The organism is Streptomyces sp. NPDC052910 (assembly GCF_055585605.1).
In genome coordinates this window covers 367,570-390,010 of the sequence record NZ_JBVJJR010000001.1, presented here as the reverse complement: position 1 = coordinate 390,010, position 22,441 = coordinate 367,570, and the positions used below count along the sequence as shown (strand labels likewise).

Below are 22,441 nucleotides of genomic sequence, written 5' to 3'. Positions count from 1 at the left end.
CAGGGTACCGCTCACAGCCCGAAGCGGCGCTGGAGGTCTCCCAACTGGCCGGGGAGCCGGGGGGCGGATGGCTGGTTCCCATGTGTCGAAGGCGTGCCGCCCCCCGGCACACCCGCCTCGTCCGGCGGCGCCCCGGTGGGCTGCTCGGCCATCAACTGCTCGCTGGACTGCAGCAGTACCGTGCCGGCGCCGACGAACTCGAACTGGTGCTCCTCGCCCGACGTCCCGCCGAAACCGGTGAACATCCGCACCCCGCCCAGCACTCCGCGCAGGTACCCGTGGTCGTAGTGGTGGCACGGCGACGGACAGTCCGCCCAGCCGACCAGCGCCTGCGGATCCACCCGGATCGGCGGCTCCACGAACACCACCGGACCGTTGGACGCGGCGACGAACTTCCCCGAGCCGATGAGCGTCACGAACCCCGGGATGATCGACTGCTTGAGCGCCAGGGTCGGCTGGTAGGCCAGCAGGTTGCCCGACCGGACGGTGAGGTTGCCCTCCTCCAGGTCGTACGAGTTGACGTCGAACGACCGGTCCGCGAGCAGCATCCTGCCCCGCCCCTCGGCGACCACCCAGTCCGCCGCGTGCAACGGCGAGTGGAAACTGCTGCGGATCAGCCGGTCCAGGGGGCCGTGGCCGATGCCGTGGAAGCTGATCTGCCCGAAGTAGGCGATCATCTTCCCCTTCTGCAGGAACCACTGCCCGTCGAGGTCCACGCTGAACGCGTAGGGATTGACGTTGTCGTTGACCGGCAGCGTGTACGCGTCGTGGATGACCGGGCCGTTCACAGCTTCTCCTCGGATGCCTGGACGTAGACCGTGCCGCTGCCGGACAGCTCCAGTTGGAACGCCTCGCCCGAGCCGCGGCCGATCATCTCCCGCCAGCCGATCGCCGTCGACAGCTTGTTCCGCACGTCGCCGCGGTGCGCGACGTACGCCTGCGGATCGACGTGGACGGGCTGTTGGGGCCGGATCGGCAGCTCGACGAAGCCCCCGTGGGCCATCACCGCCACCGCGCCGTGCCCCTTGAGCGTCGTGGTGAACAGACCCTGGCCCGTCACCTGGCCGCGCACCATGCCCATGACGCCGCCCTGCGACCCCATGAACATCGTGCCCTGCTGGAGCGAACCGTCGAACGCCAGCAGCCGGTCCGCCTCCACGTAGAGGGTGTCACCGGTCAGGTCGATCACATGGACGTGATGACCGCCGTGCCCGAACATCACCGTGCCGCTGCCCTCCACCGTCATCAGCGGGGTGGCCTCGTTGGCGATCCGGCGGCCGATCATCCCCATGACGCCGCCCTGGCCGCCCGTGATGCTGGGCGTGAAGGAGACCTCGCCCTTGTACGCGAGCATCGCGCCGCGCTGGCTGAACAGCCGCTGCCCCGGCAGCACCTGGGCCTCGACCATGCGCGAGTTCAGCGAACGGAACGGCATCAGACGTCACCCCCGAAGGTGGTGCGCTCGCTCGGCTGCACGTACACCAGCCCGTCGCCCTCGAAGCGGATCTGGAACGCCTCGCCCGACCCCTCGCCCACGAACGTCCGGAAGTTCACCCCCGACTGGAAGTGCTGCCGGAGGCCGCCCGTGTGCGCGATGTACGCCCCCGGGTCCACGGACAGCGGCGTCTGCGGCGTCACCCGCAGCACGATCGCCGTGCCCTCCGAGAGGATCGCCGCCTGCCCGGTGCCTTCCACGGTCGTCGTGAACAGGCCGTTGCCCTGTGACGCCCCGCGCAGACCCGTGAACGACGTGCCGGTGCGCAGCGCCGAGTCGGTGCAGAGGAGGTTGCTCGCCTCCACGTAGAGCGTCTCGCCCTGGAGGCTCACCAGGTTGATCTCGCTCGCCCGGTCGGCGAAGTAGCAGGTGCCGCGCCCCTTCACCTCCATGACCGTCATCTGTTCCCCCGTGAGCCGGCGGGTGACCATGCCACGCAGGCCGTCACCGCCACCGGTCATCTTCTTGAACGTCATGTCGCCCTCGTACGCGACCATGGACCCGTTCTTGGCCTTGACCGCGTCGCCCGTCATGTCGACGGCGAGGATTTTGCTCCCTTGGAGCCGAAACTGTGCCACGCCTCGACGCTAGCGGGCGCCGGCGCCGCTCCGACAGGCCCCGGTCCCGGATCGACCCCTGAGCCGTCCCCGAGAACATCCCTGGTCCCGGCTCGAACGCATCCCTGATGCCGGCCCGGGCGCCACCCCGATCCGGGGGTGCCGGAGGGGACTGCAACAATGGGCGGAACTTGTGAACGCACTCACAAGATCGCTGCAGTGCGTGACCGTCCCGCCACTCCCGACGGAAAGGGTGCTTTCCCGTGGACCTCAAGACCGCCTCCGCTCTGCGTCGGCTCCGACTGATCTCCGCGCCCGAGGCCACGTCGTTCCTGCTGCTGATCACGTGCTCGGTCCTCAAGCGCACCACCGACTTCAACGCCGTGCCCGCCATGGGCATGGTGCACGGCTTCCTGTTCCTGATCTACGTGCTCTTCTGGATCGACGCCTGGAAACGGGCCAAGTGGGAGAACAAGACCGCCGCCCTCTACTTCGCCCTCTCGGTCATCCCGCTGGGCGGCTTCTTCGCGGACCGCAAGCTGCGCCGTGAGGCCGAGGCGAGCGTCATGGCCGCCCGGGCCCGCAAGGAAGGCGTGGTCGGCGCGTGATCGTCGCTTTCTCCGTCACCCCGATCGGTGCCGGTGAGGACGTCGGCGAGTACGTCGCGGAAGCGGTCCGCGTCGTCCGCGCCTCCGGCCTGCCGAACCGCACCGACGCCATGTTCACCTCGCTGGAGGGCGAGTGGGACGAGGTCATGGACGTCGTCAAGCGCGCCGTCCGGGCCGTCGAGGCCCGCTGCGGCCGGGTCTCCCTCGTCCTCAAGGCGGACATCCGCCCGGGCGTCACGGACGGCCTCACCAGCAAGGTCGAGACGGTGGAGCGCCACCTGGCGTCCTGACCGGGCGGCCCGCCCGCCCGGAACCCACCGGGGCCGGCCCGGTGCCGCGGCCTCCGACGCCCGGCGCCCGGCCGGTTCGGCCCTCGGCCACCGCCGTCCCCAGCGCCGTCCGCTCGTACAGCACGCGCCGGCCCCGCCGTCGCGCGGTCAGCAGCGCCGCGTCGCGCAGCACGGTCAGGTGCGCCGAGACCGACGAGAGCGCCAGACCGTGCCGTTCGGCCAGGTCCGTCGTGGTCGCCGGGGCGGACAGGCCGGCGAGCAGGGCCGCCCGGTTGCGGCCCAGCAGCCTGATCAGCGCGTCCGACGGCGCCGCGGGCGAGGCCCAGAGGCCGCCGATGCCGCGCGCCGGGTAGACCAGCGTGGCCTGCCAGGGCGGGTCGAAGCCGCCGACCGGCTTCGGCCAGACGAAGGCGCTCGGCACCAGCAACAGCCCCTCGCCCCGCAGCGTCCGCTCGTGATCGCCCTGGTGGCGGATGGTCAGGGTGCCGGCCCGCCAGGTCAGCGCGGGGTGCAGGTCCGCGAACAACCGCTCGAGACCGCCGTCCGCCACCTGCCGGGTCCGGTACGCCACGTCGTCCTCCAGCAGGGCCCGGTGCCGTGACCAGTGGGGGAGGAGCAGCGACCGCCAGGCCCGTTCCAGGACGGCGGTCAACTCCCGCAGCGCCGCGGCCGGGTCGGCGAGCATCGCCCGGCCCCGCTCCGACTCCGCGGCCCCCGGTGTGTCGGCGAGGGACCGGGCCAGTTCCTCCCTGACCAGCTCCGGGGCCGCCGTCCGCACGCGCGCCAGCTCGTCCGCGAAGGACGCCGACGGGTCGCGGGGCGGCGGACAGAGGACGTCGGGCGAGTACCCGCGGCGCGGCATCACCAGCCGGTAGGCCGAGAAGTCGATCCCCGCCGCCGCCTCCCGTACCCGGCGCAGCCAGGGGCCGTAGTACCCGTGCCGTTCCGGCTGGTGCAGGGTGCGCAGCGCCTCCTGCGTCTCCCAGAGCGGCGACACGGCGAAGCGGCAGCGCAGCAGGTCATCGGGTCCGAAGTACAGGTGGTACGGCATGGCCCCCCAGCCGGTCGTCCCCGGTCGGCGCGGCTCGTCCCCTCGTCCCCGGTCGGCGCCGGGCCGTTCCGCCGTGCGCCTCCGGTGGACGGATTCGTCTCAGGCCGAAAGATTAGAGCGGGCTGCCGGCGGTCGGAATGCTTCGGCCATGGGCTCCTCGACTTCCCCGGATTCCCCCACGTCCCCTCCGTCCCCTCCGTCCCCTCCGTCCCCTCCGTCTCCTGCTCCTCCGACTTCCTCTGCGCAGTCGGCTCCTCTTGCCTCCCCTGCTCCCCTCGCCCCTATCGCCCCTCTTGTCTCTCCCGCACCCCCGTCTCCCCCCGCCCGGCACGACGCCCCGCCCGCGCGGACCGGTTACGCCGCCGTCTTCGCCGTACCGGAGTTCCGGGCGGTCTTCGCCGCGCATCTGCTGTCCCTGCTCGGCGTCGTGGTCTGTGAACTCGCCCTGTCCGTCCTCGTCTTCCGGATCACCGGATCGCCGCTGCTCAGCGCGCTGACGTTCGCCCTCGGGTTCCTCCCGTACCTCGTCGGCGGCACCCTGCTGTCCGGGATCGCCGACCGGTACCCGGCCCGCCGCGTCCTGGTCTGCTGCGACCTGCTGTGCGCCGGAGCCGCGACGGCGATGGCCCTGCCCTGGACACCGGTCGGCGTCCTGCTGGTGCTGCGCTGCGTCAGCGCCGTCGTGAGCCCGGTGTTCGCCGGGACCCGGGCGGCCACCCTCGGGGACATCCTGGGCGAGGGCGACCTGTTCGTCCTGGGCCGCTCGCTGCTCCGGCTGGTCTCCCAGGGGGCGCAGCTCGCCGGGTTCGCCGCCGGGGGCCTGCTGCTGACCGTGCTCGCACCCCGGCGGGCGCTCTTGGTGACCGTGGCGGGCTTCCTCGCGTCGGCGCTGCTGCTGCGGCTGGGCACCCGCCGCCGCCCGGCGCGCGCCGGCGGGGGCGAGGGCCTGCTGCGGACCTCGCTGACGGGCACCTGGCGGCTGCTGGCCGACCGGCGCGTACGCGGGCTGGTGCTCCTGGTCTGGGTGCCGCCGTTCTTCCTCGTCGCCCCCGAGGCGCTCGCCGCCTCGTACGCCGACGCCGTCGGGGCCGGCCCGGTCGGGCTGGGGCTGCTGATGTGCGGGATGCCCGTCGGGGCGATCGTGGGGGAGGCCCTGGCGGGCGGCCTGCTGGGCCCCGGTGCCCGGGAACGGGCCGCGCTGCCGGTGGCCGTCGTCTCCCTGCTCCCGTTCCTGGCGTTCGCCTGGCGTCCGTCCGTCCCCTGGGCGCTGCCGGCGTTGGCCCTGGCGGGCGCGGGGATGCTGTACACGCTCGGTGTGGACCAGTGGTTCGTCCGGGCGGTCCCCGAGGAGCTGCGCGGGCGGGCGATGACCTTCCAGACGGCCGGCCTGATGACCGTCCAGGGCCTGGGCATGGCCCTCGCGGGGGCGGCGGCCGAGTTCGCGCCACCGTCGGCGGTGATCGCGGGCGCGGGTACGGCGGGGGCGCTCGCGACGGCGGCCGTGGCCCGGTCGGTCCGCTCGGTACGCACCGACGCCCGCCGGCCCGGGATCCGGGCCGGGTCCGGATCCCGGAACGCGGGCGCCGGGGAAGAGGCCGGGCGATAGGGTCGTGCCGTGTCCAAGCCGCTCAGCCTCCCCTTCGACCCCATCGCCCGCGCCGACGAACTGTGGGAGCGGCGCTGGGGCGCGGTGCCCTCCATGGCCGCGATCACCTCGATCATGCGGGCCCACCAGATCCTGCTCGGCCAGGTCGACGCCGTCGTCAAGCCGTACGGGCTGACGTTCGCGCGCTACGAGGCGCTGGTGCTGCTCACCTTCTCCAAGGCGGGCGAGCTGCCGATGTCGAAGATCGGGGAGCGGCTGATGGTGCACCCGACGTCCGTGACCAACACGGTGGACCGCCTGGTGACGGCGGGGTTCGTGGACAAGCGCCCCAATCCCAGGGACGGCCGCGGCACGCTCGCGTCGATCACCGACAAGGGGCGCGAGGTCGTGGAAGCGGCGACGCGGGACCTGATGGCGATGGACTTCGGGCTGGGCGTGTACGACGCGGAGGAGTGCGCGGAGATCTTCCGCATCCTGCGGCCGCTGCGGGTGGCGGCGTCGGACTTCACCGAGGACTCGGAGGAGGGCACCTCGGCGGACCGGGCGGACCGGGCGGGGTAGAGGCCGCCCGACGCCCCGGGCGGGAACCCGTCCGCCGCCGTCGGTGACGGCCCGTCCGCCCCTCCGGCAGCGGATCGGCGGGAGCCCGTCCGCCCCTCCGGCAGGGGCCCGTCCGCCCTCCGGCCGGGCCGCGCGACACGCCCCGCACCCGTCTCACCAGGCACCCTTCACCCACGCCAGGGGCGGCGAAGATCGCCCCGGATGGTGCCGTTACGCTCTCCCCCATGAAGCGCTCCGTCCTGACCCGCTACCGTGCCCTGGCCTACATCACCGGCGTGCTGCTGGTCCTGCTGACGATCGGCGTGATCGCCAAGTACGGACTGGACATGGACGGGGTGGCCGGCCCCCTCCGGGTCGTCGCCATCGCCCACGGCTGGCTCTACGTCCTGTACCTGGTCTTCGCCTTCGACATGGGCTCCAAGGCCAAGTGGCCGTTCGGCCGGCTGGCCTGGATCCTGCTGGCGGGCACCATCCCGACGGCCGCCTTCTTCGTGGAGCGCAAGGTCACCCGGGAGCTGGAGCCCCTGTTCGCGGAGCCGGCGGCCGCTCCGTCGCCCGTCGCCTGACCCCGCCCGGCGGGGGCACCCCCCGGAACGGACAGCCCCGGACACCCCTTGTGTCCGGGGCTTTCTTGCGCGACGATTTACTAGGACGTCCTAGTAGTTTTTCGTGGCTTCTAGTAGTTCGACGTCCCCGGGACGGCCCGCGACGACGGGGGCCGCCCGGCGGTCGAGTCCCGCGCGGGGTCGCGCGGGAGCCCGGAGAGGCGGACGGCACCACCATGGACGCAGCATCCATCGAAGCGGGACGCGGACGCTGGCAGGCCCGTTACGACGCGGCGCGCAAGCGGGACGCCGACTTCACCACCCTGTCCGGCGACCCGGTCGACCCGGTCTACGGCCCCCGCCCCGGCGACACGTACGAGGGCTTCGAGCGCATCGGCTGGCCCGGCGAGTACCCGTTCACCCGGGGCCTGCACCCCACCGGCTACCGGGGCCGCACCTGGACCATCCGCCAGTTCGCCGGCTTCGGCAACGCCGAGCAGACCAACGAGCGCTACAAGATGATCCTGGCCGCGGGCGGCGGCGGCCTCTCGGTCGCCTTCGACATGCCGACCCTGATGGGCCGCGACTCCGACGACCCCCGCTCGCTCGGCGAGGTGGGCCACTGCGGCGTCGCCATCGACTCGGCCGCCGACATGGAGGTCCTGTTCAAGGACATCCCGCTCGGCGACGTCACCACCTCCATGACGATCAGCGGCCCGGCCGTGCCGGTCTTCTGCATGTACCTCGTCGCAGCCGAACGCCAGGGCGTCGACCCGGCCGTGCTCAACGGCACGCTCCAGACCGACATCTTCAAGGAGTACATCGCCCAGAAGGAGTGGCTGTTCGGCCCCGAGCCGCACCTGCGCCTGATCGGCGACCTGATGGAGCACTGCACCCGCGCCATCCCCGCCTACAAGCCGCTCTCCGTCTCCGGCTACCACATCCGCGAGGCGGGGGCCACGGCCGCGCAGGAGCTCGCGTACACCCTGGCCGACGGGTTTGGGTACGTGGAACTCGGGCTTTCCCGCGGCCTGGACGTGGACACCTTCGCCCCCGGCCTGTCCTTCTTCTTCGACGCGCACCTCGACTTCTTCGAGGAGATCGCCAAGTTCCGCGCGGCGCGCCGGATCTGGGCCCGCTGGATGAAGGAGGTCTACGGCGCGAAGACGGACAAGGCGCAGTGGCTCCGCTTCCACACCCAGACCGCCGGTGTCTCGCTCACCGCCCAGCAGCCGTACAACAATGTCGTCCGCACGGCCGTGGAGGCCCTCGCCGCCGTCCTCGGCGGCACCAACTCCCTCCACACCAACGCCCTCGACGAGACCCTGGCGCTGCCCAGCGAGCAGGCCGCCGAGATCGCGCTGCGCACACAGCAGGTGCTGATGGAGGAGACGGGCGTCGCCAACGTCGCGGACCCGCTGGGTGGTTCGTGGTTCGTCGAGCAGCTCACCGACCGCATCGAGGCCGACGCCGAGAAGATCTTCGAGCAGATCAAGGAGCGCGGCCTGCGCGCCCACCCGGACGGGAAGCACCCGATCGGCCCGATCACCTCCGGCATCCTGCGCGGCATCGAGGACGGCTGGTTCACCGGCGAGATCGCCGAGAGCGCCTTCCGCTACCAGCAGTCGCTGGAGAAGGGCGACAAGCGGGTCGTCGGCGTCAACTGCCACGAGGGCTCGGTCACCGGTGACCTGGAGATCCTGCGCGTCAGCCACGAGGTGGAGCGCGAGCAGGTCCGCGTCCTGGCCGACCGCAAGGCGGCCCGCGACGACGCCGCCGTCACCGCCGCCCTGAACGCCATGCTGGCCGCGGCCCGCGACGGCTCCAACATGATCGAGCCGATGCTGGAGGCGGTCCGCGCGGAGGCCACGCTCGGCGAGATCTGCGACGTGCTGCGGGACGAGTGGGGGACGTACACGGAGCCGGCGGGCTTCTGACCCCGAGCTCCCGGAACCCTAAATGCGTTCGAAATGCCTGGTCACCCCTCGTTAGGGTGACCAGGCATCGATCTTGGTGCGGACGCGATTCAGGGGGAACGGGCATGCGCTACGACGGACACGTGGACGAGGGCTTCGGAGCCGTCGCGGACGCGTTCGCGCGGAACTTCGCGGAGACGACGGAGCTCGGCGCGGCCGTCACCGTCTTCCACGGCGGCCGCAAGGTCGTGGACCTCTGGGGCGGCACCGCCGACGAGCGCACCGGCCGCCCCTGGGAGGCGGACACGGCCGTCCCGGTGATGTCCGCCGGCAAGGGCGTGCTCGCCGTCTGCGTCCACCTCCTCGCCCAGCGGGGCCTGCTGGACCTCGAAGCGCCCGTGGCCCGCTACTGGCCCGAGTTCGCGCGGAACGGCAAGGAGGGCATCACCGTCCGCATGGTCCTCGGCCACCGCGCCGGCCTCCCCGTCCTCGACGCGAGCCCGTCCTTCGCGGAGATCACCGCCTGGACGCCGGTCGTCCGCGCCCTGGAGGAGCAGAAGCCGCTCTGGGAGCCCGGCACGACCCACGAGTACCACGGCCACACCTTCGGCTGGCTGGCCGGCGAGCTGGTCCGGCGGATCACCGGCCTCACCCCCGGCGCGTACTTCCGTTCCGCCGTCGCCGACGACCTGGGCCTGCGCACCTGGATCGGCGTCCCCGAGGACGAGTACGAGGGCCTGGCCCGTCTCGCGTACGACGGCGAGCCGCCGGCCCTCCCGGGCCCCGACCACCTCTTCACGCGCATCCTCACCATGAACGGCGCCTTCGTCTTCCCGGGCCTCGACCACCCGCGCGGCTGGAACGCCAAGGACTTCCTGACCGCCGAGATCCCCGGCACCGGAGCCGTCTCCACCGCCCGCGGCCTCGCCGCGACCTACGCGGCGGCGGTCACCGGCGTCGACGGCTCGCCCCGGCTGCTCACCGAGGACACGGTGACCGCCGCCCTGCGCCCGCAGTCCTCCGGCGCCTCCTGGTCCGGCTTCCCCGACCTCGGCGTCCGCTGGGGCGTCGGCTTCCACCTCGACTCACCCCCCGCCGTCCCCCTGCTCGGCCCCCGCAGCTTCGGCCACGACGGCGCGGGCGGGCATCTGGGCTTCGGCGACGACGCGTTCGAGGTCGGATTCGGGTATGTCGCCAATCGCATGATCGGCGAGGGGGATGAGCGGGCGGGGCGGCTGGTGGCGGCGGTGCGGGGGTGTTTGGAGGGGTGAGGGCCCCGACCCCGCCCCTTCACCGTTTCCTGGGGCTGCGCCCCAGACCCCGCTTGTCGCGGCTTCGCCGCTCGTCCTCAAACGCCGGACGGGCTGAATAGGGCGCCCACTCCAGCCCGTCCGGCGTTTGAGGACAACCGCGCGGAGCGCGGTTTCAGGGGGGTGCGGGGCCCTCCCCGCAGAAACGGCGAAAGGGCGGGACCGGGGCACCCCTACCGCGGCGAAGCCGCGCTCGCCAACCCCCCGATGAGCAACGCCGTGAACCCCCGCGCCCACTCCGCGTCCACCGGCTCCGCACTCACCAGCGTCCGATGCACGACCGCCCCCGCGATGACGTCGAAGATGAGATCGGCGGTACGGGCCGCGACGGCCGGCTCGTCCTCGCGGGGGAGTTCCCCGCGAGCCTGGGCGCGGGCACGACCCAGCAGGACCAGGCCCTTCTGGCGTTCGACGATCGCGGAGCGGATGCGCTCACGCAGCACCTCGTCCCGCGTCGACTCGGCCACGACGGCCATCAGAGCCGTCTTCGTCTCCGGCCGGTCGAGGAGCGCGGCGAAGCGGAGGACGACGCCCTCGATGTCCGCCTGGAGGCTGCCGCGGTCGGGGAGTTCGAGGTGCTCGTCGAAGAGGTCGGCGACGGCGTCGACGACGAGGGCGTTCTTGCCGGCCCAGCGCCGGTACAAGGTCGTCTTGGCGACCCCCGCGCGGGCGGCGACGTCGCCCATCGTCAGCTTGCCCCAGCCGAGTTCCACCAGCGCGGCGCGGGTCGCGTCGAGGATCGCGCGGTCGGCCTCGGCGCTGCGGGGGCGGCCCGTGCGACCGCTCGCGCGCTGTGCGGGGGGCGGCGGGGCGGACGTCATACGGCGACCTTACCGCCGGGTAGTCACACGGGTATGAGCCAGATCACGGGAGGCGCTCTGCCGCGGTCGTGGGCTTTTAGTTACGCTACGAGTCGTAGCGAAAGAGTGAGCGACAACCACGGACGCCAGGTGGGGACCCGGCGTCGAATTCGCTGTGTACCGCTGCGTACTTTTCCGATCGCCGCGCGGAGGGGGGAGGATAGGCCCATGCAGCCACGGAACATGTCCATGAGTGGAGTGGTCGACCTCGCCGCGGTGAAGGCGGCCGGGGAAGCCAAGCAGAAGGCGGAGCAGGCGCGGGCCGAGGCGGCCCGCCAGGGCGGTGTGCCCGCGGGCGCGGGACGCCTGGTCCTCGACGTCGACGAGGCGTCGTTCGAGCACGAGGTGCTCCAGCGGTCGGCCGAGGTGCCGGTCGTCATCGACTTCTGGGCCGACTGGTGCGAGCCCTGCAAGCAGCTCGGCCCGGTCCTGGAGCGGCTGGCCGGGGAGTACGCGGGCCGGTTCGTGCTGGCCAAGGTGGACGTCGAGGCCAACCAGCGGCTGTTCCAGCAGTTCGGCGTCCAGTCCATCCCCGCGGTTTTCGCGGTGGTGGCCGGGCAGGCGTTGCCGCTGTTCCAGGGCGCGGCGCCCGAGGCGCAGATCCGCCAGGTGCTCGACCAGCTCGTCCAGGTCGCCGAGCAGCAGTTCGGCATCGTCGGCGCGCCCGTCGCGCCGGGTGCGGACGACGAGGCGCAGGTGCCCGCGCGTCCCGCCGGGCCGTACGACGCGGCGCTGGGCGCGGCCCACGACGCCCTCGACAAGGGCGACCTGGGCGGTGCCGTCCAGGCGTACAAGAACGTGCTGTCCGACGACCCGGGCAACGTCGAGGCCAAGCTGGGCCTGGCGCAGGCCGAGTTGCTCCGGCGGGTCCAGGGGGTGGACGCCCAGCAGGTGCGCAAGGCCGCGGCCGACGCGCCGGGCGATGTGCGGGCGCAGATCGCGGCGGCTGATCTCGACCTGGTCGGCGGACACGTCGAGGACGCGTTCGGCCGGCTGATCGACGTCATCCGGCGCACGGCCGGCGAGGACCGCGACGCGGCGCGCGTCCGGCTGCTGGAGCTCTTCGAGGTCATCGGTCCGGACGATCCGCGGGTGACGGTCGCGCGTGCGGCGCTGTCGCGGGCGCTGTTCTGACGCTCCGCTTCTGAACACTCCGCTCACACGATTGTCACAAACGAACCACCGGTCGCGGTATATCAAATCTTTATAAACGCGGCCGCAGTTACTTGCGGTAAGGGAAACCCGGGCTTCCGCCCGGGTTTTTCCGTTCATGCCGCCACTTTTCCGGCATCGCGCCGCTCACGCCCCGTGCCCGCCCGTCGCGAGCCGGACTCCTCGGGGTTATCCGGGCGTTACTCGCAAGTAATGAACCTCTTGTGCCCTGCCCCGGAATCGACCACGATCGGCGCAACCCGGTCCAGCACCGCGGCCCGGCATCCGGCCGGCGCCCGGCGTTGGGTCCCCACCGGGTGCGGCCGGCGGCTGTCCGCCGGCCGTGGGACAGGGGGGTCCCCGCCGCCAACGGCGGGGCCTGTCCCGGAGGTTGCGCGCACGCGTGGCCACGTGGTTGTCGCTCGGGGGTGATCGCCGGTGTTTCGGTCGCGGCTTGGCGTTGGAGGCCACCGCAAGGCGACGGCGCTCCGCTTCCGAGGACGTAGCACGTCTCCCACCCCGGGCCAGGGGTCATCGGCCCGTTCCGGGGTGTACGTCCGAGAAGGAGGCAAGTCATGAAGTCCCAGGCACGCGGCGGGACCAGATGGAAGCGGTTCGCGGTCGTCATGGTCCCGAGTGTGGGCGCGGCGGCGGCGGTCACGATGGCGATCGCGCAGGGCGCGCTGGCGGCGTCGTTCAGCGTCTCCGGCCAGCAGTTCCAGGTGTCGGCCGGCGAGATGGTGGGCGAGGACTTCGTCCAGTACGGCGCGCTCGAGAAGAACAAGTCCGGCCCCCACCCGGTGGCTGTCGTCGGCCTGAACCACGCCACGATCAGCAACCTGTGCCAGTCGGTCTCGATCCCCATCAAGGGCCTCGGCGAAGTGTCCATGAAACTCCGGGCGGGCCAGGGCCCCAAGGAGGACGACAAGGTCGACGCGACGAACCTCTACATCGACGCGGACGTCCTCAACGCCGACGCCAGGTTCGAGAAGATCGATATCGGTGTCTCCGTCGACAGCACCAAGAAGGGCGAGAACGGCGGCAAGGGCCCCGGCCCGTCGTCGGGCGACACGTACGTCCCGGGCTCCTTCGCCCAGCAGGCGGAGAAGGTGACCTTCAAGGACGCCAAGCAGCGGGCCTGGGCCACCTCGGCCGGGACCTTCACGCTCAAGGGCCTGAAGATGAGCGTCGGTTTCGGGAAGAACGAGTGCTTCAAGGATTCGGACCTGAAGGGCGCCGACGACTGACCCCTCGCGGGGCGCGGGGCACGGGAAGCCCCGCCCCCGCGCCCGGGCGACGGGCACTCACCCGGCCGCCCGCGAGCACCGCGTACCACTGATTCGCCAGCCCCGAGGAGCTGTACCCATGAGCGCCGACACGCGATCGCAGCAGTCAGGCTCGTTCGGCCGCGCACGCCGTGCCTTCAAGGGGTGGCGGGGGAGGCGCCCGTTCTGGGGCGGGCTGTGGACCCTGCTGGCGGGCATCCCCGTCATGTACATCCCGTACCAGACCATGTCGATCGGTGACCTCCACATCCGGATGGCCACCACCGCGGGCGCGGGCTCCCTCATCATCGGGGTGCTGCTCATCGTCCTGGGACTGACGATGTGGTTCCAGCCGCAGTCGCGGATCTTCGCCGGGGTGGCGACGATCCTGCTGGGCCTGGTCTCCCTGGTCGTCTCGAACTTCGGCGCCTTCCTGATCGGATTCCTGCTGGCCCTCGTGGGCGGCGGGCTGGGCGTCTCCTGGATGCCGGGCCGGCCGGCCGCCGAGGCGGGGGAGCCCGGTGCCGACGGCGGACCCTCCGAGGCGCCGTCCGTCGTGCCCGGTGGGCCCTCTCTGGTCAAGGAATGAACGGGGGCGACCGTGCCGACCGATGACGTCGAGCGCGCGCAGAGCGCGCCGAGAAGCGGGCCGCGGCATGCCGCGGCCCGGAAGTCGCTGCTGTCCCGGCTGCACATGCCGGCGGGGAAGGCCGTCGCCTTGGCGGCCATGCCCACCGCCGTGCTCATGGGCATGGGCTTCACGCCCCAACTGGCGTCCGCCAAGCCGGGGGAGCCGAGCCCCTTCGGCGACGCCTTCTGCCTGACGGCTCCGGACGGATCGCCGTCCGCGACGCCGTCTTCCGGAACACCGTCTCCCGGAACATCGTCCTCCGCCACGCCGTCTCCCGGGGCGAGCGGTGTCACCGAGGACGGCGAGGAGAAGGGCAAGGACAAGTCGAAGGACAAGAAGAAGGACGAGGACGGCAAGGACGACGACGGGCCGAAGGGCGGGGCGACGAAGCGGCCGGCGCCCCCCGCCGACGGGTCCGGCACACCGGACCCGGGGCGGTCGACCCCCCCCGCCCCGCCGGCGGACCGGACGGACGGCCCCAAGGAGCCGGGTGGCAGGCTGCCGGTGCCTCCGCCGCTCCCCGGCCCGCTCACACCGCCACCGGTTCCGCAGCCCACGACCACTCCGTCCCCGGCCACCACTCCGTCCCCGAGCGGAACCCGCGGCACTCCGGCACCGCCCGCGACGACACCGTCGTCGGAAGCGAGCGAGGACGCCGCCGAGAAGGCGCGGGACGCGGCGGAAAAGGCCGCCGAGGCACGGAGGAAGGCGGAGGCGGCCAAGAAGGCGGAGGCGGCGAAGAAGGCCGCCCACCCGTCGGGCGAGCCGGCTCCGGGGGACACCCCGTCGCCCGGCCGCACCCCCACGGCGTCCCCGGACCCGTCCTCCTCCGCGAGCCCCTCGGGCACCCCGTCCCCGGGGGCGTCGGGTACGAAGACGCCGCTTCCCTGCCCGGCCGTCAAGAAGCAGGGCGACCAGGGTCAGGCGGCCTTCGCCGACAACCCCTGGTTCATGGAGTCGAACAAGCTCACGCTGACCGGGCTGACCTACGAGGGCGTCAAGGAGATCACCACGGCGGGCGGCCGGAAGAAGTCCGTCCTCAAGTTCAGCGCCGACAAACTGGAGATCGGCCGGCTCCACGCCATGGTCAACGACCGAGGCAAGATCTACCACCAGACCGGTGCGGGCGCCGCGGCGACGATCGACGGCAGCCGGGTCACCATGTACACGGAGGAGCTCAAGGGCAAGCTCCTCGGCAGCACCCTCCCGCTCTTCGCCGCCGACTACACCGCCGAGCACCCGCCCCCGCTCATCCCGGGCCTCAAGCTGCCCATCCCGATCTTCTTCACCGACGTGAAGATCCGCCAGGCGGGTCAGTTCGGCGGCTCCCTCACCATCCCGAACATGCGCGTCTACGTGACGGACGGGGTGTATCCGTAGCGGGAGTCGAGCCGAGCCGGAAGCCGGAAACGGCCGTGGCCGCCACCCCCGGGAGGGGTGGCGGCCATGGCCGTTTCGGGCGCGAGGTCAGTTCTCGCGGCCGAGGTGGTGGACGCGGACCATGTTGGTCGTGCCCGGGACGCCGGGCGGGGAGCCGGCGGTGATGATCATGGTGTCGCCCTCGTTGTAGCGCTTGAGCTTGAGGAGCTCGGCGTCGACGAGGTCGACCATGGCGTCGGTGTTGTCGACGTGCGGGACGACGTAGGTCTCGACGCCCCAGCTCAGGGCGAGCTGGTTGCGGGTGGCGGCGTCGGTGGTGAAGGCCAGGATCGGCTGGGCCGCGCGGTAGCGGGACAGGCGGCGGGCGGTGTCGCCGGACTTGGTGAAGGCGACGAGGGCCTTGCCGCCCAGGAAGTCGGCGATCTCGGCGGCGGCGCGGGCCACCGAACCGCCCTGGGTGCGCGGCTTCTTGCCCGGGACGAGCGGCTGGAGGCCCTTGGAGAGGAGCTCCTGTTCGGCCGCCTCGACGATGCGGGACATCGTCTTGACGGTCTCGATCGGGTAGGCGCCGACGGAGGACTCGGCCGACAGCATGACCGCGTCCGCGCCGTCCAGAATCGCGTTGGCGACGTCGGACGCCTCGGCGCGGGTCGGACGCGAGTTGGTGATCATCGACTCCATCATCTGGGTCGCGACGATCACCGGCTTGGCGTTGCGGCGGCACATCTCGATGAGGCGCTTCTGCACCATCGGGACGCGCTCCAGCGGGTACTCCACCGCCAGGTCGCCACGGGCCACCATCACACCGTCGAAGGCCATGACGACCTCCTGCATGTTCTCGACGGCCTGCGGCTTCTCGACCTTGGCGATCACCGGGACGCGCCGACCGACCTCGTCCATGACCTCGTGCACGTCGAGGACGTCCTTGGCGTCGCGGACGAAGGACAGGGCGACCATGTCGCAGCCCATCGCGAGCGCGAACTTCAGGTCCTCGATGTCCTTCTCGGACAGCGCCGGGACGTTGACGGCCGCGCCGGGCAGGTTGATGCCCTTGTGGTCGGAGATGACGCCGCCCTCGATGACGATGGTCCTGACCCGCGGGCCGTCGACCTCCGTCACGCGCAGCTCGACGTTGCCGTCGTTGATCAGGATCTGGTCACCCTTGGCGACGTCACCCGGCAGGCCCTTGTAGGTGGTGCCGCAGATCGTCTTGTCGCCGGCGACGTCCTCCGTCGTGATGGTGAACTCGTCACCGCGCACCAGCTCCACCGGACCGTCCGCGAAGGTCTCCAGGCGGATCTTCGGGCCCTGGAGGTCGGCCAGGACGCCGACCGCGCGGCCGGTCTCCTCGGCGGCCTTGCGGAGGCGGTGGTACCGCTCCTCGTGCTCCGAGTGGCTGCCGTGGCTCATGTTGAAGCGGGCCACGTTCATACCGGCCTCGATCAGCGTCTTAAGCTGCTCGAAGGAGTCGACGGCGGGGCCCAGGGTGCAGACGATTTTGGAACGGCGCATGGGGCAGATCCTATCGGTTTGTTTCGGAGCGGAATATTCGAGCTGTGGGAAATGACAGGGGCGGACCGGGGGCCGGAACCCCCGGTTCCGCAGGAATCAGGCGCTGACCAGGGCGTATGCCTGGGTGGCGATCTCCAGCTCCTCGTCGGTCGGCACCACCGCGACGGCGACCCGCGCGTAGTCGGGGGAGATCAGCCGCGCCGAGTCCCCGCGCTGCGCGTTGAGCTCCGCGTCCACGGCCAGGCCCAGCTCCTCCAGGCCGGCCACGGCGGCCTCCCGCACGGGCGCCGCGTTCTCGCCCACACCCGCCGTGAAGGCGATCGCGTCGACCTTGCCCAGCACCGCGTAGTAGGCGCCGATGTACTTCTTCAGCCGGTGCACGTAGATGTCGAACGCGAGCCGCGCCGCCTCGTCGCCCTCGTCGATCCGCCGGCGGATCTCGCGCATGTCGTTGTCGCCGCACAGTCCGATCAGACCGCTCTTCTTGTTGAGCAGCGAGTCGATCTCGTCGACCGACATTCCGGCGTTCCGTGCCAGGTGGAAGATGACCGCCGGGTCGAGGTCACCGGAGCGGGTGCCCATGACCAGGCCCTCCAGCGGCGTCAGACCCATGGAGGTGTCCACGCAGCGTCCCCCCTGGACGGCGGACGCCGAGGCGCCGTTGCCCAGGTGCAGGACGATCACGTTGACCTCGGACGGGTCCTTGCCCAGCAGCTTCGCCGTCTCCCGCGAGACGTACGCGTGCGAGGTGCCGTGGAAGCCGTAGCGGCGCACCCGGTGCGCGTCGGCCGTGGCCACGTCGATCGCGTAGCGCGCGGCGTGCTCCGGCATCGTCGTGTGGAACGCCGTGTCGAACACCGCGACCTGCGGCAGGTCCGGACGGAGCGCCTGGGCGGTGCGGATGCCGGTGATGTTGGCCGGGTTGTGCAGCGGGGCCACCGGGATCAGCCGCTCGATCTCCGCCAGCACCTCGTCGGTGATCAGCGTCGGCTCGGTGAACTGGTTGCCGCCGTGCACCACGCGGTGGCCGATCGCGGCCAGCTCGGGGGAGTCCAGGCCGAGCCCGTCGGCGGCCAGCTCGGCGGCGACGGCCCGGAGCGCGGCGGTGTGGTCCGCGATCCGCTCGGTGATCTCGCGCTTGGTGCCGCCGGTCGCCAGCGGGGTGTGGGCCAGCCGCGAGGAGTCCTCGCCGATGCGCTCGACGAGCCCGACGGCGAGCCGGGAGCCGTCGGCCATGTCCAGGAGCTGGTACTTCAGCGAGGACGAGCCGGAGTTGAGGACGAGGACGCGGGTCGCGCGGGAGGTGGCCTGGGCGTTGGCAGTCATGGGGCTTTCCGTGGTGGGGGGAACGTCGGGGAGCGGGAGGGGCGTCACGGCTCGACGCGGTCGCCGCGCTGGTCGCCCTGGGCCTGGATGGCCGTGATGGCGACGGTGTTGACGATGTCCTGGACGAGGGCGCCGCGGGACAGGTCGTTGACCGGCTTGCGCAGACCCTGGAGGACCGGGCCGACCGCGACCGCGTGGGCCGACCGCTGCACGGCCTTGTAGGTGTTGTTGCCCGTGTTCAGGTCGGGGAACACGAGGACGGTCGCCTTGCCTGCCACCTCGGACCCGGGCAGCTTGGTGGCGGCGACGGCGGCGTCCACGGCCGCGTCGTACTGGATCGGGCCCTCGACCAGCAGGTCGGGACGGCGCTCGCGGACCAGCTCGGTCGCCCGGCGCACCTTGTCCACGTCCGCGCCGGAACCGGAGGTGCCGGTGGAGTACGACAGCATGGCGATCCGCGGCTCCACGCCGAACTGGGTCGCCGTCGCCGCGGACTGGATGGCGATGTCCGCGAGCTGCTCGGCGTTCGGGTCCGGGTTGACGGCGCAGTCGCCGTAGACGAGGACCCGGTCGGCCAGGCACATGAAGAAGACCGACGAGACGATCTGCGCGCCCGGCGCGGTCTTGATGATCTCGAAGGCGGGCCGGATGGTGGCGGCGGTGGAGTGCACCGCGCCGGAGACCATGCCGTCGGCCAGCCCCTCCTGCACCATCAGCGTGCCGAAGTACGACACGTCGGCGACGACGTCGTGGGCCAGCTCCACCGTCATGCCCTTGTGGGCGCGGGCCGCCGCGTAGATCCCGGCGAAGCGCTCGCGCAGCGGCGACTTCTGCGGGTCGATGAGCTGCGCCTCGCCCAGGTCGATGCCCAGCTCGGCGGCGCGCTTGCGGATGGCCTCCTCCTCGCCCAGCAGGGTGAGGTCGCAGACGTCGCGGCGCAGCAGCACGTCGGCGGCGCGCAGCACCCGCTCCTCGGTGCCCTCGGGGAGGACGACCCGGCGGCGGGCGGAGCGGGAGCGCTCGATCAGCTCGTGCTCGAACATCATCGGCGTGACGCGGCCGGAGCGGGCCACGGCGATGCGCTCGGTGAGCTCGGCGGTGTTGACGTGCCGCTCGAACAGGCCGAGGGCGGTCTCCGCCTTGCGCGGCGACGAGCCGTCCAGCTTGCCCTCGACGGCGAACAGCTCGGCCGCCGTCGGGAAGGAGCCGCCGGGTACGGAGATCACCGGGGTGCCGGGGGCGAGCCGGCCGGCCAGCGCGAGGATGTCCGGTCCAGGCCGCTCGTCCAGGGTGAGGAGCACGCCGGCTATCGAGGGGGCGCCGGCGCTGTGCGCGGCGAGGGCGCCGACGATCAGGTCGACGCGGTCGCCGGGGGTGACCACCAGGCAGCCGTCGGTCAGGGCCGGGAGGAAGACGGGGAGCATGGCGCCGCCGAAGACGAAGTCCTTGGCGTCCCGGTTGAGCCCGGCGTCGTCGCCGAGCAGCACCTCGGCACCCAGCTTGCGGACGATCTGCGCCACGGTCGGCGCGGAGAGCGAGGCGTCCTCGGGGAGCGCGTAGCAGGGCACGGGCAGGCTCGCCGACAGCCCCTCGGCGATGGCCTCGCGGTCGGCCGGGGCCACCCGGTTGACGACGAGGGCGACGACGTCGCAGCCCAGCGCCTCGTAGGCGCGGCAGGCGTTGCGGGCCTCGGCGCGGACGGCCTCGGCGGTCTGGCCGCCGCCCCCCACCACGGTGATCACGGAGGCGCCGAACTCGTTCGCCAGCCGCGCGTTGAGGGCCAGCTCGTCCGGCAGGTTGCTGCCGATGAAGTCGGTGCCGAGGACGAGGACGTTCTCGTACTCCCGGGACACCGCGTGGAAGCGCTCGACGAGCCGGGAGACCAGCTCGTCCGTGCCCTTCTCGGCCTGGAGGGCGGCGGCCTCGGCGTAGCTGAGGCCGTACACGCTTTCGGGTGACTGCTCCAGCCGGTAGCGGGTGCGCAGGAGGTCGAAGAGGCGGTCCGGCCCGTCACCGTGGACGAGCGGGCGGAACACCCCGACCCGGTCCACCTGGCGGGTGAGGAGCTCCATGACTCCCAGCTCGATGACCTGGCGTCCGTCGCCGCGGTCGGTCCCGGTCACGTACACGCTGCGCGTCACGCGTGCTCTCCTTGCTCCATGGCCGTGTGCTGTTCGGGTGGCGTTTGTTCGGCTTGTGAAATTACCCGTTAGGGTGGTCTTGCCCTCTTGACAATACCTGCGACCCTGGATAAGGCGCTCGTCAGGCGGAAGGCGAGAGGCTCGGCGGAAGATCGTCAGTGTGTTGGTTAATGTGCGTTGACGGCCGCCCGTACGAGCCCGGCGGGCCCGCCGGGCCCGTGGAACAATCGGGTCCGGCTCACAGGTCCCACTAGCGACCACCAGAACCAGCAGGAGACACAGCACGATGCGCATCGGAGTCCTCACCGCGGGCGGCGACTGCCCCGGCCTGAACGCCGTCATCCGCTCGGTGGTGCACCGTGCCATCACGGAGCACGGTGACGAGGTCATCGGCTTCGAGGACGGCTTCAAGGGCCTGCTCGACGGCCGGTTCCGCAAGCTCGACCTCGACGCCGTGAGCGGCATCCTGGCCCGTGGCGGCACCATCCTGGGCTCCGCCCGGCTGGAGCGCGCCCGGCTGCGCGAGGCGTGCGAGAACGCCAAGGACTTCTCCCGTGAGCACGGCATCGACGTGCTCATTCCCATCGGCGGCGAAGGCACTCTCACCGCGGCCCGGATGCTGTCGGACGCCGGTCTCCCGGTCGTCGGCGTACCCAAGACGATCGACAACGACATCTCCTCCACCGACCGCACCTTCGGTTTCGACACGGCCGTCGGCGTCGCCACCGAGGCCATCGACCGGCTGAAGACCACCGCCGAGTCCCACCAGCGGGTGATGGTCGTCGAGGTCATGGGACGGCACGCCGGCTGGATCGCCCTGGAGTCCGGCATGGCCGGCGGCGCCCACGGCATCTGCCTCCCCGAGCGGGCCTTCGACCCCGCCGACCTGGTGAAGATGGTGGAGGAGCGGTTCGCCCGCGGCAAGAAGTTCGCCGTCATCTGCGTCGCCGAGGGCGCCCACCCGGCCGACGGGACGATGGACTACAAGAAGGGCGCCATAGACCAGTTCGGCCACGAGCGGTTCGCCGGCATCGGCACCAAGCTCGCGGGCGAGCTGGAGCGCCGCCTCGGCAAGGAGGCCCGCCCGGTCATCCTCGGCCACGTCCAGCGCGGCGGCACCCCGACCGCGTACGACCGCGTCCTCGCCACCCGCTTCGGCTGGCACGCGGTCGAGGCCGCGCACCGCGGCGACTTCGGCAAGATGACCGCGCTGCGCGGCACCGACATCACGATGGTGCCGCTGGCGGACGCGATCACCGAGCTGAAGCGGGTGCCGGAGGACCGGATGGACGAGGCGGAGTCGGTTTTCTGACCGGCTGAGGGGCCGAGGGTTCGCGGGCGGAGGGCTCGTCCGGAGGCTCCGGTTCGCGGCTTTCCGCCTCCCCCGTACGGGGGTTGGCGGGTACGGCGCTTGACGCGGCGGCGTTTACGGTGTGGTGCGGGGGCGCTAGAGTGCTGGTGGCCCTGGGGAGTCTTCGGAATCCTTGGGGTTGGGGACGCCCCACGGCTTCGTCCACGAGTCTTCCTGGGCGAAGTGCTCCCTTCATTTGCAGCGAAGCACAAGAGAAAAAAGAGGCTCTCGCCCCGGGGGTCAGCCGGAGACGAGAGCCAACCGCCCTCAACGGACGGCATCCTGACCGTCAGTCCTCAGCTATCCGGAGGACTGGCGGTCACCGAGGCGGCGCTCACCGCGTCGTCGCCGTACAACCAAAAAGAGGCTCCCGCCCCGGCGGTCCCCGGGACGAGAGCCGACACCGCCCTCAACGGACGGCATCCTGACCGTCAGTCCTCAGTACTCCGGAGGACTGGCGGTCACCGTTCGTTGAGCCACCTCCAGAACTCCCGGATCACTGCCGCGATCCGCTCGTGCAGAGGCTTCTTGCGGTGACGCCCCACGGCGCCCCCCTTCGACGGTTGCGGCCAGAGGACCGGTGACCGCTCCGGAGGGGGCCCGGGTTCGGACTCCCCGCCCGTGGAAGCCCGTGAAGGACCTCCCGGACGAGGACCCCGACGTGCGTGGGTCCCTCGTGAAGGGGGGCGCGTGTGCAGCGCTGGTCCGTATGCTATCGCAACGGGCGTGCGCTCAAAGGCCGTTGAGAGGCCGTTGAGGGGGAGCGCGAAAGCGGCGTGGGGGGGGGGGGGGGGGCGCGGCGGGGCACGCCGCGCCTGGGCCAGCCCCCCGCCCGCGGGGGCGGGGGTGTGGTGTTGGAATAATCAAGGGAGCGCAGCTAGAGG

The 22,441-nt window shown here is 71.9% G+C and carries 20 protein-coding genes; 12 read left to right on the top strand and 8 right to left on the bottom strand.

Annotated features, from left to right (window positions below):
* Window positions 1–11 precede the first annotated feature (11 nt).
* The 3 genes from ACZ6X9_RS01695 to ACZ6X9_RS01685 are packed head-to-tail and all read right to left on the bottom strand — an operon-like array spanning window position 12 to window position 2,073.
* The gene (locus tag ACZ6X9_RS01695; protein ID WP_469775930.1) at window positions 12–788 is read right to left on the bottom strand and encodes an AIM24 family protein; all 777 of its coding nucleotides are present in this window, start codon (window positions 786–788) and stop codon (window positions 12–14) included.
* Complete coding sequence (locus ACZ6X9_RS01690) at window positions 785–1,435, bottom strand: AIM24 family protein (RefSeq protein WP_469775929.1); 651 nt, start codon at window positions 1,433–1,435, stop codon at window positions 785–787. The genes ACZ6X9_RS01695 and ACZ6X9_RS01690 overlap by 4 nt, the downstream gene beginning before the upstream one ends.
* Window positions 1,435–2,073 (bottom strand): AIM24 family protein, encoded by a 639-nt coding sequence (locus ACZ6X9_RS01685; protein WP_469775928.1) that lies wholly within the window; start codon window positions 2,071–2,073, stop codon window positions 1,435–1,437. The genes ACZ6X9_RS01690 and ACZ6X9_RS01685 overlap by 1 nt, the downstream gene beginning before the upstream one ends.
* Before the next feature lie 242 nt (window positions 2,074–2,315).
* On the opposite strand from ACZ6X9_RS01685, the gene ACZ6X9_RS01680 reads away from it, so the two are divergent.
* Window positions 2,316–2,660 (top strand): DUF3817 domain-containing protein, encoded by a 345-nt coding sequence (locus ACZ6X9_RS01680; RefSeq protein ID WP_469775927.1) that lies wholly within the window; start codon window positions 2,316–2,318, stop codon window positions 2,658–2,660.
* The gene (locus ACZ6X9_RS01675; RefSeq protein WP_469775926.1) at window positions 2,657–2,950 is read left to right on the top strand and encodes an MTH1187 family thiamine-binding protein; all 294 of its coding nucleotides are present in this window, start codon (window positions 2,657–2,659) and stop codon (window positions 2,948–2,950) included. The genes ACZ6X9_RS01680 and ACZ6X9_RS01675 overlap by 4 nt, the downstream gene beginning before the upstream one ends.
* Here ACZ6X9_RS01675 and ACZ6X9_RS01670 read toward each other — a convergent pair.
* Window positions 2,907–4,001 carry an ArsR/SmtB family transcription factor gene (locus ACZ6X9_RS01670; RefSeq protein WP_469775925.1) on the bottom strand — a complete coding sequence of 365 codons (1,095 nt, stop codon included), beginning with the start codon at window positions 3,999–4,001 and terminating at the stop codon, window positions 2,907–2,909. The two genes, ACZ6X9_RS01675 and ACZ6X9_RS01670, sit on opposite strands and share 44 nt — an antisense overlap.
* Window positions 4,002–4,149: 148 nt before the next feature.
* On the opposite strand from ACZ6X9_RS01670, the gene ACZ6X9_RS01665 reads away from it, so the two are divergent.
* The 5 genes from ACZ6X9_RS01665 to ACZ6X9_RS01645 all read left to right on the top strand — a co-directional run bounded on the left by ACZ6X9_RS01665 (window position 4,150) and on the right by ACZ6X9_RS01645 (window position 9,900).
* A complete protein-coding gene (locus tag ACZ6X9_RS01665; protein WP_469775924.1) occupies window positions 4,150–5,607 on the top strand; it encodes an MFS transporter in 1,458 nt (485 codons plus the stop codon).
* 9 nt (window positions 5,608–5,616) lie between these two features.
* Window positions 5,617–6,168, top strand: coding sequence for a MarR family winged helix-turn-helix transcriptional regulator (locus tag ACZ6X9_RS01660; RefSeq protein ID WP_469775923.1), 552 nt, complete (start codon window positions 5,617–5,619; stop codon window positions 6,166–6,168).
* Between the two features lie 224 nt (window positions 6,169–6,392).
* Entirely contained in the window at window positions 6,393–6,734 is a 342-nt protein-coding gene (locus ACZ6X9_RS01655; RefSeq protein WP_469775922.1) for a DUF3817 domain-containing protein, read from the top strand.
* Between the two features lie 215 nt (window positions 6,735–6,949).
* A complete protein-coding gene (locus tag ACZ6X9_RS01650) occupies window positions 6,950–8,650 on the top strand; it encodes an acyl-CoA mutase large subunit family protein (RefSeq protein ID WP_469775921.1) in 1,701 nt (566 codons plus the stop codon).
* Window positions 8,651–8,754: 104 nt separating this feature from the next.
* Window positions 8,755–9,900, top strand: a complete 1,146-nt coding sequence (locus ACZ6X9_RS01645; protein ID WP_469775920.1) for a serine hydrolase domain-containing protein — start codon at window positions 8,755–8,757, stop codon at window positions 9,898–9,900.
* Window positions 9,901–10,112: 212 nt separating this feature from the next.
* Here ACZ6X9_RS01645 and ACZ6X9_RS01640 read toward each other — a convergent pair whose 3' ends face one another.
* Window positions 10,113–10,760 (bottom strand): TetR/AcrR family transcriptional regulator, encoded by a 648-nt coding sequence (locus ACZ6X9_RS01640; protein ID WP_469775919.1) that lies wholly within the window; start codon window positions 10,758–10,760, stop codon window positions 10,113–10,115.
* A gap of 207 nt (window positions 10,761–10,967) precedes the next feature.
* Here ACZ6X9_RS01640 and ACZ6X9_RS01635 point away from each other — a divergent pair, with 207 nt between their 5' ends.
* The 4 genes from ACZ6X9_RS01635 (at window position 10,968) to ACZ6X9_RS01620 (ending at window position 15,227) form a co-directional block, all read left to right on the top strand.
* On the top strand, window positions 10,968–11,933 hold the full coding sequence (locus tag ACZ6X9_RS01635; protein ID WP_469775918.1) for a tetratricopeptide repeat protein: 966 nt from the start codon (window positions 10,968–10,970) through the stop codon (window positions 11,931–11,933).
* Between the two features lie 593 nt (window positions 11,934–12,526).
* A complete protein-coding gene (locus ACZ6X9_RS01630; RefSeq protein WP_469775917.1) occupies window positions 12,527–13,198 on the top strand; it encodes a DUF6230 family protein in 672 nt (223 codons plus the stop codon).
* A 118-nt stretch (window positions 13,199–13,316) separates the two neighbouring features.
* Window positions 13,317–13,805: a DUF6114 domain-containing protein gene (locus ACZ6X9_RS01625; RefSeq protein ID WP_469775916.1), complete on the top strand. Its 489-nt coding sequence runs from the start codon at window positions 13,317–13,319 to the stop codon at window positions 13,803–13,805.
* 12 nt (window positions 13,806–13,817) lie between these two features.
* Window positions 13,818–15,227 (top strand): hypothetical protein, encoded by a 1,410-nt coding sequence (locus tag ACZ6X9_RS01620; protein WP_469775915.1) that lies wholly within the window; start codon window positions 13,818–13,820, stop codon window positions 15,225–15,227.
* Between the two features lie 87 nt (window positions 15,228–15,314).
* On the opposite strand, the gene pyk is transcribed toward ACZ6X9_RS01620, so the two are convergent.
* From pyk to pta, 3 genes are all read right to left on the bottom strand, one after another.
* Window positions 15,315–16,739, bottom strand: coding sequence for a pyruvate kinase (pyk, locus tag ACZ6X9_RS01615; protein ID WP_469775914.1), 1,425 nt, complete (start codon window positions 16,737–16,739; stop codon window positions 15,315–15,317).
* A gap of 96 nt (window positions 16,740–16,835) precedes the next feature.
* The gene (locus tag ACZ6X9_RS01610) at window positions 16,836–18,065 is read right to left on the bottom strand and encodes an acetate kinase (RefSeq protein WP_469775913.1); all 1,230 of its coding nucleotides are present in this window, start codon (window positions 18,063–18,065) and stop codon (window positions 16,836–16,838) included.
* Window positions 18,066–18,109: 44 nt separating this feature from the next.
* The gene (gene pta / locus ACZ6X9_RS01605; protein WP_469775912.1) at window positions 18,110–20,206 is read right to left on the bottom strand and encodes a phosphate acetyltransferase; all 2,097 of its coding nucleotides are present in this window, start codon (window positions 20,204–20,206) and stop codon (window positions 18,110–18,112) included.
* Window positions 20,207–20,492: 286 nt separating this feature from the next.
* Between pta and ACZ6X9_RS01600 the strand changes: the two genes are divergently transcribed.
* Complete coding sequence (locus ACZ6X9_RS01600) at window positions 20,493–21,518, top strand: ATP-dependent 6-phosphofructokinase (protein ID WP_004950879.1); 1,026 nt, start codon at window positions 20,493–20,495, stop codon at window positions 21,516–21,518.
* Window positions 21,519–22,441 lie beyond the last annotated feature (923 nt).

Bases quoted from the DNA above. Each gene is read 5' to 3' on its own strand.
- ACZ6X9_RS01690 (WP_469775929.1), bottom strand. From the start codon at position 1,435: ATGCCGTTCCGTTCGCTGAACTCGCGCATGGTCGAGGCCCAGGTGCTG.
- ACZ6X9_RS01670 (WP_469775925.1), bottom strand. From the start codon at position 4,001: ATGCCGTACCACCTGTACTTCGGACCCGATGACCTGCTGCGCTGCCGC.
- ACZ6X9_RS01665 (WP_469775924.1), top strand. From the start codon at position 4,150: ATGGGCTCCTCGACTTCCCCGGATTCCCCCACGTCCCCTCCGTCCCCT.
- ACZ6X9_RS01655 (WP_469775922.1), top strand. From the start codon at position 6,393: ATGAAGCGCTCCGTCCTGACCCGCTACCGTGCCCTGGCCTACATCACC.
- ACZ6X9_RS01650 (WP_469775921.1), top strand. From the start codon at position 6,950: ATGGACGCAGCATCCATCGAAGCGGGACGCGGACGCTGGCAGGCCCGT.
- ACZ6X9_RS01645 (WP_469775920.1), top strand. From the start codon at position 8,755: ATGCGCTACGACGGACACGTGGACGAGGGCTTCGGAGCCGTCGCGGAC.
- ACZ6X9_RS01640 (WP_469775919.1), bottom strand. From the start codon at position 10,760: ATGACGTCCGCCCCGCCGCCCCCCGCACAGCGCGCGAGCGGTCGCACG.
- ACZ6X9_RS01635 (WP_469775918.1), top strand. From the start codon at position 10,968: ATGCAGCCACGGAACATGTCCATGAGTGGAGTGGTCGACCTCGCCGCG.
- ACZ6X9_RS01630 (WP_469775917.1), top strand. From the start codon at position 12,527: ATGAAGTCCCAGGCACGCGGCGGGACCAGATGGAAGCGGTTCGCGGTC.
- ACZ6X9_RS01625 (WP_469775916.1), top strand. From the start codon at position 13,317: ATGAGCGCCGACACGCGATCGCAGCAGTCAGGCTCGTTCGGCCGCGCA.
- pyk (WP_469775914.1), bottom strand. From the start codon at position 16,739: ATGCGCCGTTCCAAAATCGTCTGCACCCTGGGCCCCGCCGTCGACTCC.
- ACZ6X9_RS01610 (WP_469775913.1), bottom strand. From the start codon at position 18,065: ATGACTGCCAACGCCCAGGCCACCTCCCGCGCGACCCGCGTCCTCGTC.
- ACZ6X9_RS01600 (WP_004950879.1), top strand. From the start codon at position 20,493: ATGCGCATCGGAGTCCTCACCGCGGGCGGCGACTGCCCCGGCCTGAAC.